General features: G+C 73.6%; 7 protein-coding genes. 2 read left to right on the top strand and 5 right to left on the bottom strand.

Features of this window, described 5'->3' with window-relative positions; all coding sequences use genetic code 11:
• Window positions 1-138: 138 nt before the first annotated feature.
• From ilvD to AB0M29_RS24370, 4 genes are all read right to left on the bottom strand, one after another.
• On the bottom strand, window positions 139-1,992 hold the full coding sequence (ilvD, locus tag AB0M29_RS24385) for a dihydroxy-acid dehydratase (RefSeq protein WP_365385925.1): 1,854 nt from the start codon (window positions 1,990-1,992) through the stop codon (window positions 139-141).
• 217 nt (window positions 1,993-2,209) lie between these two features.
• Complete coding sequence (locus AB0M29_RS24380; RefSeq protein WP_365385946.1) at window positions 2,210-2,878, bottom strand: TetR family transcriptional regulator; 669 nt, start codon at window positions 2,876-2,878, stop codon at window positions 2,210-2,212.
• Window positions 2,879-2,886: 8 nt separating this feature from the next.
• Window positions 2,887-3,699, bottom strand: a complete 813-nt coding sequence (locus tag AB0M29_RS24375; RefSeq protein ID WP_365385944.1) for a sugar phosphate isomerase/epimerase — start codon at window positions 3,697-3,699, stop codon at window positions 2,887-2,889.
• A gap of 225 nt (window positions 3,700-3,924) precedes the next feature.
• Window positions 3,925-4,893, bottom strand: a complete 969-nt coding sequence (locus tag AB0M29_RS24370) for a Ppx/GppA phosphatase family protein (protein WP_365385923.1) — start codon at window positions 4,891-4,893, stop codon at window positions 3,925-3,927.
• 149 nt (window positions 4,894-5,042) lie between these two features.
• On the opposite strand from AB0M29_RS24370, the gene AB0M29_RS24365 reads away from it, so the two are divergent.
• Window positions 5,043-5,804 carry a hypothetical protein gene (locus AB0M29_RS24365; RefSeq protein WP_365385942.1) on the top strand — a complete coding sequence of 254 codons (762 nt, stop codon included), beginning with the start codon at window positions 5,043-5,045 and terminating at the stop codon, window positions 5,802-5,804.
• Between the two features lie 315 nt (window positions 5,805-6,119).
• On the opposite strand, the gene AB0M29_RS24360 is transcribed toward AB0M29_RS24365, so the two are convergent.
• Window positions 6,120-7,787 carry a hypothetical protein gene (locus AB0M29_RS24360; RefSeq protein ID WP_365385921.1) on the bottom strand — a complete coding sequence of 556 codons (1,668 nt, stop codon included), beginning with the start codon at window positions 7,785-7,787 and terminating at the stop codon, window positions 6,120-6,122.
• A gap of 212 nt (window positions 7,788-7,999) precedes the next feature.
• Between AB0M29_RS24360 and radA the strand changes: the two genes are divergently transcribed.
• A complete protein-coding gene (gene radA, locus AB0M29_RS24355; protein WP_365385920.1) occupies window positions 8,000-9,385 on the top strand; it encodes a DNA repair protein RadA in 1,386 nt (461 codons plus the stop codon).
• Window positions 9,386-9,470: the final 85 nt, after the last annotated feature.

Here is a 9,470-nt window from a genome sequence, read left to right as displayed (position 1 = left end):
ACCCAAACGCGGTGGCCTCCTCCACGTGGCCCCACCACACCCGGGCGGTGCGCAACCGGGCCTCCCCCCCCCCCACTTCCCCGCGGGGGCCCTCCACCCGGTGGAGCCCGGCCGCCGCATCGCGTGCCGCTGGGGCGGTCAGCGCTCCAGCTTGGTGATGTCGCGGACCGCGCCACGGTCGGCGCTGGTGGCCATGGCGGCGTAGGCGCGCAGGGCCGTGGAGACCTTGCGGTCGCGGGCCTTGGGGGCGTAGACGCCGTCGAGGGCGGCGCGGCGGGCGGCCAGGACCTCGTCGGGGACGAGGAGTTCCATCGAGCGGTTGGGGATGTCGATACGGATGCGGTCGCCGTCCTCGACCAGGGCGATGGTGCCGCCCGAGGCGGCCTCCGGGGAGGCGTGGCCGATGGAGAGGCCCGAAGTGCCGCCGGAGAAGCGGCCGTCGGTGACCAGGGCGCAGGACTTGCCGAGGCCGCGGCCCTTGAGGAACGACGTCGGGTAGAGCATCTCCTGCATGCCGGGACCGCCGCGCGGGCCCTCGTACCGGATGACGACCACGTCGCCGGGGACGACCTTCTTGCCGAGGATCTTGTCGACGGCCTCTTCCTGGGACTCGCAGACCACGGCCGGGCCCTCGAAGGTCCAGATGGACTCGTCGACGCCGGCGGTCTTCACGACGGCGCCGTCGACGGCGAGGTTGCCCTTGAGGACCGCGAGGCCGCCGTCCTTGGAGTAGGCGTGCTCGACGTCGCGGATGCAGCCGCCGGCCGCGTCGGTGTCGAGGGTGTCCCAGCGCTCGGACTGCGAGAACGCCTGGGCGGAGCGGACGCAGCCGGGGGCGGCGTGCCACAGCTCGACGGCCTCCTCGGACGGGGAGCCGCCGCGCACGTCCCAGGTGCCGAGCCACTGCTTGATGGAGGGCGAGTGGACGGTGTGCACGTCCTCGTTGAGCAGCCCGCCGCGGTACAGCTCGCCGAGGATGGCGGGGATGCCGCCGGCGCGGTGCACGTCCTCCATGTAGTACGTGCCGCCGGGTGCCACGTTCGGCGCGACCTTCGCCAGGCACGGCACGCGCCGCGACACCGCGTTGATGTCGTCGAGGCCGTAGTCCAGCTCGGCCTCCTGGGCGGCGGCCAGCAGGTGGAGGATCGTGTTGGTGGAGCCGCCCATGGCGATGTCGAGGGCCATGGCGTTGTCGAATGCGGCGCGGGTGGCGATCGCGCGGGGCAGCACGCTCGCGTCGTCCTGCTCGTAGTGCCGCCGGGTCAGCTCGACGACGGTACGGCCGGCGTTCTCGTACAGCGCCTTGCGGGCGGTGTGGGTGGCCAGCACGGAGCCGTTGCCGGGGAGCGCCAGGCCCATCGCCTCGGTCAGGCAGTTCATCGAGTTGGCGGTGAACATGCCGGAACAGGAGCCGCAGGTCGGGCAGGCGTTCTCCTCGATACGGAGGATGTCCTCGTCCGAGACGTTCTCGTCGACGGCGTCGGCGATCGCGTTGATCAGGTCCAGCTTGCGGACGGTGCCGTCGACGAGGGTGGCCTTGCCCGCCTCCATCGGTCCGCCGGAGACGAAGACGGTGGGGATGTTGAGGCGCAGGGCGGCCATCAGCATGCCCGGGGTGATCTTGTCGCAGTTGGAGATGCAGATCAGCGCGTCGGCGCAGTGGGCCTCGACCATGTACTCGACGGAGTCGGCGATGAGGTCGCGGGAGGGCAGGCTGTAGAGCATGCCGCCGTGGCCCATGGCGATGCCGTCGTCGACGGCGATGGTGTTGAACTCGCGGGGCACCGCGCCGGCCGCGAGGATCGCCTCGGAGACGATCCGGCCGACGGGCTGGAGGTGGGTGTGGCCGGGTACGAACTCGGTGAAGCTGTTGGCGACCGCGATGATCGGCTTGCCGATGTCGGCGTTGGCGACGCCGGAGGCGCGCATCAGGGCGCGCGCGCCCGCCATGTTGCGGCCGTGGGTGACCGTACGTGACCTCAGCTCGGGCACGGTGTCCACTCCCTTGGTTTCGCTCGGGTTCGCTGGCTTCAACGAGTCGTACGAGGCGGCGGGCACGGCGCACGGTGACGACGACACGTACGACGACGCTGCCTGGTCATCGAGGGTACGCCCGTCGCCCAGGATCCGGACGCCAAGTCCGGAATGCGGGACGCGCTGTCCAGGCCGTGTGCGGGGCCCGTGCGCGGAGGCCGGGTACGGCCCCCGCTCAGACGGCGTCCTGCGCCGTCAGGTAGCGCTGGAGGGTCGGGGCGACCATCGCCACCACGTCCTCGGGGTCGGCCGAGGCCAGCGGCTCCACCTGCACGATGTACCGCAGCATGATGATCCCGACGAGCTGGGCGGCGGCGAGCTGCACCCGGAAGGCCGGGTCGGGTACGTCCAGCTCGCCGGCGAGCCTGGCCAGGACGCGGCGGCTGATCAGGCCGCGCAAGACCGCGGCGGCGGCCTCGTTGCTGACCGCCGAGCGGACGATGGCCAGCAGCGGCCCGCGGGTGGCCGGGTTCTCCCAGATCCGCAGCATGAAGCGGGCCACCCGCTCGCCCATCGCGTCGGGGTCGCCCTCGACGACCGCCTCCGGCAGGTTCAGCGCGGGCCCGAAGCTCAGCTCGATGGCGGCCGCGAAGACCTGCTCCTTGGTGCCGAAGTAGTGGTGGACCAGGGCGGCGTCCACGCCCGCCGCCTTGCCGATCGAACGTACCGACGTCTTGTCGTAGCCGCGGGCGGAGAACTCCTCGCGGGCCGCGGCGAGGATGCGCTCCCGGGTCTCGGCGCCACCGGCGCGGGTGCCCGCGGGCCGCCCGCGCCGCCGGGGGGCGCCCTCCGGCCGCGGCTCCTTCGCCGGTTTCGGCGCCCGCGCCGCCTTCGGCTGGTCCATGCCGTCGCTCATCCCCGTCCCACCTGCGCCGACGAGGCGAGATGCAGCCGGGTGAAGGCCAGCGCCTCCGCGAGGTCCGCCTCCCGCTCGGCCGCGGACATCGCCCGCCGGGTGTTCACCTCGACCACCACGTGCCCGTCGAAACCGGTGCCCGCCAGCGACTCCAGCAGCTCCGCGCACGGCTGTGTGCCGCGCCCCGGCACCAGGTGCTCGTCCTTGGCCGAACCGCTGCCGTCGGCCAGGTGCACATGGGCGAGCCTGTCGCCCATCCGGGCGACCATGTCGAGCGTCTCGCTGCGGGAGGTCGCGGTGTGCGAGAGGTCCACCGTGAAGTGCCGGTAGTCGTCCTTGGTGACGTCCCAGTCGGGCGCGTACGCCAGCATCTCGCGGTCGCGGTACCGCCACGGGTACATGTTCTCGACCGCGAACCGTACGTCCGTCTCGTCCGCCATCCGCCAGATGCCCCGGACGAAGTCCTTCGCGTAGCCGCGCTGCCAGCGGAACGGCGGGTGCACCACGACGGTGGACGCGCCCAGCCGCTCGGCCGCCGCGCGGGCCCGCTGCAGCTTCACCCACGGGTCGGTGGACCACACCCGCTGGGTGATCAGCAGGCAGGGGGCGTGCACGGCGAGGATCGGCATGCGGTGGTAGTCGGACAGGCGGCGCAGCGCGTCTATGTCCTGGCTGACGGGGTCGGTCCACACCATCACCTCGACGCCGTCGTAGCCGAGCCGGGCGGCGATCTCGAAGGCCGTCGCGGTGGACTCGGGGTAGACCGAAGCGGTGGACAGTGCGACCTTCGCGTCGGGCACCCGCACCACGGGGCCCTCCTGGCCCCCGCGCCCCTTGCGCCTGCCGCGCCTCGGGGCGGCGCGCGCCTTGCGATCCACTGGTTCAGCCACGGGAAACAGCGTACGGCGGTGCGTCGGACGGACGGGACAGCCATCCGCGTCACACGACAGTTGTCACAGAGGTCACATACCGCCCACCGGTGCCGGTGACCGCCGTGGCGGTCACCGGCACCGGCCCCCGGCCGCGCGTCGCGGTCACTCCCGCCAGCGGGAGAGCGCCGCGGCCGGGCCGCCGTCGTTCGCCATCAGGTCGAGCTTGCGCAGGATGACGCCCTCGCGCAGCGCCCACGGGCAGATCTCCAGCTCGTCCACGCCGAACAGGTCCATCGCGGCGTCGGCCACCAGCGCACCCGCCAGCAGCTGGCGGGCCCGGCCCACGGACACGCCCGGCAGCGCGGCGCGCTGCTGCGCGGTCATCGCCGCCAGCCGCGGCACCCACTCGTCCAGCGCGGCGCGGCGCAGCCTGCGCTGGGCGTACGGGCCGTCGGCGGAGCGGGCGGCGCCCGCGATCCTGGCGAGCTGCTTGAACGTCTTCGACGTGCCCACCGCGTGGTCGGGCCGCCCCAGCCGGGCGAACTCCGGAACCGTACGCGCTATCTCCGCCCGTACGTGCTTGCGCAGCCTGCGTACGTCGTCCGCCGAGGACAGATCCCCCGGCAGCCAGGCGCTGGTGAGCCGGCCCGCGCCCAGCGGCAGGGACACCGCGGCGTCGGGGTACTCGTCCATCCCGTACCCGACCTCCAGGGAGCCGCCGCCGATGTCCAGCACCAGCAGCGTGCCCGCCGACCAGCCGAACCAGCGGCGTACCGCCAGGAAGGTCAGCCGGGACTCGTCCTCGCCCGACAGCACCGTCAGGCGCACCCCGGTCTCCTGCTCGACCCGCGCGAGCACCGCCTCGCCGTTGACCGCCTCCCGCACCGCGGAGGTCGCGAACGGCAGCACGTCCTCGGTGCCCTTGTCCTCCGCGACCCGCAGGGCCTCCGCGATGGTGCCGATCAGCTGGTCCACGCCCGCGTCCGTGATGGCGCCGTCACTGTCGAGCAGTTCCGCCAGCCGCAGTTCGGCCTTGTGGGAGTACGCGGGCAGCGGCCGCGCACCAGGGTGTGCGTCCATCACCAACAGGTGGACGGTGTTGGAACCCACGTCAAGCACTCCGAGTCGCATGGGTCTGACGCTAGCGCGCCGGACACCGTGCGTGTTCCGCGGGCGGGTACGGCGGCCATTCGTCGCATTCCGGTCTTACCCTTGGGCGCGTGGCGAAGGTGAAGGCTCTCAAGGCCAAGAAGAAGAGCACTCGGGCGCAGGTCTCCCCCGTGGAGTCCGCTCCGCCGGACGAGGCGGGGCTGGACTTCGCCCGCGCATGGGTCGAGTTCCCCGACCCGGCCGACGAGGAACAGGTGTTCCGCTGCGACCTCACCTGGCTCACCTCGCGGTGGAGCTGCATCTTCGGCAGCGGCTGCCAGGGGATCGTCGCGGGGCGGGCGGACGACGGGTGCTGCTCGCTGGGTGCGCACTTCTCCGATGACGACGACGAGAAGCGGGTGGCGAGCCATGTGGCGCGGCTCACCCCCCAGACGTGGCAGTTCCACGCGGAGGGGGCGGACGGGGCGTGGGCCGGGGAGAACGAGGACGGTGAGCGGCAGACGCTGGTCGTGGACGGGGCCTGTGTCTTCTCGAACCGGGCGGGGTTCGCCGGGGGGCAGGGGTGCGCTCTGCACGCGCTCGCTCTGCGTGAGGGGCGGGAGCCGCTGGAGACGAAGCCGGACGTCTGCTGGCAGCTGCCTATTCGGCGGACCTTTGACTGGGTGGATCGGCCGGACGAGTCGCGTGTGCTCGTCGTCTCGATCGAGGAGTACGACCGGCGGGGGTGGGGGCCGGGCGGGCACGACCTCCACTGGTGGTGCACCTCCGCGACGTCCGCGCACGGTGCGGGTGAGCCCGTGTACGTCTCCTACAAGCCCGAGCTGACCGAGCTCATGGGGGAGCAGGCGTACGCCGTGCTGGTCTCCCTCTGCGAGGCGCGGCTGGCGGCGGGTCTTCCTCTGGTTGCCCCGCACCCGGCTGATCCGCGCTGACCTTCTTACGGCGTAGGCCGCTGCGGGGGCCGGGGGTTCCGGCAGAGGGCTTCGAAATCGGATATTTACGGCGCTTCTGCCGCTTCCGATTCGGTGCCCTCTCCCCCGCCACAAATATCCGGCAGCATTTCGAAACCCTCCGCCTGCACCCCCGGCCCCCTCCGCTCCGGTAGTCGCCATCCGGCCTGGGAGGGGACGTGGCGGGGTGTCCCCGCAGGGCGCCGAACACTCCCCCCGCAGAAGCAGATTCACCCGGCAAGTGTTTGGCGCCCGAGGAGATACCCCGGCGCGGCGCCGACCCCACCCACGCGTTGCCTAGGACGGTGTCGGGGTGGGGGTGACGGTCGGGGAGTCGGAGGGGGTGGGGGAGTCGGGAGGGGATGTGGGGGGTGGGGTGGTGGTTGGCGGGGTGGTCGGGGGTGGGGTGGTGGGGGTGGGGGAGGAAGGGGAGGCGGGTGGGGGGAGGGAGCGGGTGGAGGTGCCGCGGAGGATGACGGTGGCGTTGGCCGGGGAGAAGGCGACGCGGGCGGTCCAGGAGCCGGAGGGCTGGAGGGCGCGCTCGACGGTGATCGTGAGGGTGACCGATTCTCCGGGGCGGAGTACGCCCTCGGTGGCGCTGAGCCGGAGCCAGTAGGCGGAGGTGGAGGCGGCCCAGTGGACGGGGGCGGCGCCGCCGGCGGTCAGGGTGACCGCGGTGCCGTCGGGGGCCGAGCGGGCGGAGACCATGAGCCAGCCCTCCCCCGGTGCGGCCGAGGGGGTGGCGCCCGGGGGGCCGGCGGTCACCGTGGAGACGGCGACGGTGCTGGCGGCGGGGTCCGCCGCGCCGGAGGTGGAGCGCGGGTCGGCGGTGCGGGAGCTGCCCGCCTCCTCGTAGGTGCCGCCGAGTCCGTCCGGTTCGCTGGCCGTGGCGCGGTCGGTGCCGGGCGCGTCGCCGAGGGGGGCCGCGCGGTAGGCGGCCCAGAGGGCGAGGACGGGTGCGGCGACCACCGCGGCGACGACGGTGGTGGTCACGGCCCGGTGCCGTAGCTGGGCCCGCCGCGCGGCCCGGTCCTTGAGGTCCATGGGGAAGCCGCGCCGGTCGAAGCGCGGAGTGGCGTCCCTGGCCCGCCCGGCTCCGGCGTCCATGGCGGCCAGCAATGCCGCGTACGCCGCGGAGCGCGGCGCCTCGATGAGGGCGAGCACCGCGGTCGACCCGGCGGTGGCCGCGCCGGGCCACGGCCCGTCGGCGACGACCCGTTCGGCGGTGCGGCGGCACACCCCGCACTCGTCGACGTGCCGGACCAGTTCGGTGCGCAGCGCGGTGCCGAGCAACACCTTGGTCTCGCCCGCGAGTTGGGCGACCGCGGCGCAGCGGCCGGTGTCGACGACGGAGAGCGCGGTGCGGGTGCGCTCCACCTCGCAGGCGGCGCGGGCGAGCAGCCCGCGGGCGGTGTCGGTGTCGGAGCCGAGGACGGCGCCGACTTCGTGCGGCGGAAGCTGGTGGCGGACGGCGAGTTCGAGCGCCTCGCGCTGTTCCGGGGTGGTGCCGGCCGCCTCGGGCCAGGCCAGCGCGGCGAGTTCGGCGTGCCGTTCGCGGGCGACGGCGGCGGACGTCCGGGGGATGTCGGGCGGTCCGGCGGCGAGCCGCCGCAGGCAGGCCCAGCGGGCGAGCGCGTAGAGCCAGGGCCGCCGCAGCTGCGGGTCGCGGAGCTGGCCGCGCTGCCGTTCGGCGAGAGCGAGCACCTCGCCGAGGGCCCCGGCGGCGGCGTCGTGCTCGCACAGGATGGACAGGCAGTACGTGAACAGGCCGTCCAGATACGGCTCGTAGTGCGCGGGCGGCTGCATCGGCAGGGTGCCGTGCGGGCGCCGCCCGTCGCGACCGGAGGTCCGGGCGGCCGCACCCGCGTCGGCCCCCGTACCGGCGCGTGCCCGTCCGGCCGGCGCGCGATGCCTGCGGTGGGCGCCGGTGTTCTGGTTCTGGGTGGAGGTCTCCTGCCTGCTCATCACCGGGCGACGGTAGGCCGGTTGGCCCCCTCGGTTCACTACTCATGGCGTGCATTAATCCTTATGGGTGCTGATCCGCCCCAAAAGGGGACACCTCAGTCATTCGTAAGAGTGAAGGCACGTGCGTGCGCTCGACGCCCCGGCCGCACGCCCCCGCAGGCGCCCCCGGCAGGCGCGGCCGCGTTGTCGGTCCCTGCCACTACGGTTGCGGCATGGCTGCCCGCAAACCCGCGTCGAAGGACCGTCCCTCCTACCGCTGCACCGAGTGCGGCTGGACCACGGTCAAGTGGCTGGGCCGGTGCGGCGAGTGCCAGGCGTGGGGGACGGTGGAGGAGTACGGCGGGGCGCCCGCGGTGCGGACCACCGCTCCCGGCCGGGTGTCCGCCGCCGCGCGGCCGATCGGCCAGGTGGACGGCCGCCAGGCGACGGCGCGGTCGACGGGGGTGGACGAGCTGGACCGGGTGCTGGGCGGCGGTCTGGTGCCCGGGGCCGTGGTGCTGCTGGCGGGCGAGCCGGGCGTCGGCAAGTCGACGCTGCTGCTGGACGTGGCGGCGAAGGCGTCGGGCGCGCAGCACCCGGCGCTGTATGTGACCGGTGAGGAGTCCGCCTCGCAGGTGCGGTTGCGGGCGGACCGTATCGGCGCTCTCGCCGACCACCTGTATCTGGCGGCGGAGACCGATCTGTCGGCGGTCCTCGGGCATCTCGACGACGTGAAGCCCTCGCTGCTGGTCCTGGACTCGGTGCAGACCGTCGCCTCGCCGGAGATCGACGGCGCGCCGGGCGGGATGGCGCAGGTCCGCGAGGTGGCGGGCGCGCTGATCCGGGCGTCGAAGGAGCGCGGGATGGCCACCCTGCTGGCCGGGCACGTGACGAAGGACGGCGCGATCGCGGGCCCGCGGCTGCTGGAGCACCTGGTGGACGTGGTGCTGAGCTTCGAGGGCGACCGGCACGCGCGGCTGCGGCTGCTGCGCGGGGTGAAGAACCGCTACGGGGCCACCGACGAGGTCGGCTGCTTCGAACTGCACGACGAGGGCATCACCGGCCTGGCCGATCCGTCCGGCCTTTTCCTGACCCGGCGGGACGAGCCGGTGCCCGGCACCTGTCTGACCGTCACCCTGGAGGGGCGCCGCCCGCTGGTCGCCGAGGTGCAGGCGCTGACGGTGGACACCCAGATCCCGTCCCCGCGCCGGACGACCTCGGGTCTGGAGAACTCCCGGGTGTCGATGATGCTCGCGGTGCTGGAGCAGCGCGGCCGGATCAAGTCGATCGGGAAGCAGGACATCTACACCGCGACCGTCGGCGGGGTGAAGCTCACCGAGCCCGCCGCGGACCTCGCGGTGGCGCTGGCGCTGGCGAGCGCGGCGATCGACACCCCGCTGCCGAAGAACCTGGTCGCGGTGGGTGAGGTGGGCCTCGCGGGCGAGGTCAGACGTGTCACCGGTGTGCAGCGCCGGCTGTCCGAGGCGGCCCGGCTGGGCTTCACCCACGCCCTCGTACCGCCGGACCCCGGGAAGGTCCCGCCGGGCATGAAGGTGATCGAGGTGGCGGACATAGGCGACGCGCTGCGCACCCTGCCGCACCGGGCACCGCGGCAGTAGCCCGCGCCCCACTCCGGGGAAGCCGTAAACTTTGCCCTGGTCTCGCCCATCGGGCATCCGCAGCGACCGGAGGATTGCACAGTGG

The organism is Streptomyces sp. NPDC051976, from assembly GCF_040680795.1.
Taxonomy (GTDB): Bacteria; Actinomycetota; Actinomycetes; order Streptomycetales; family Streptomycetaceae; genus Actinacidiphila.
This window is presented reverse-complemented; position numbering and strand designations above follow the sequence as displayed.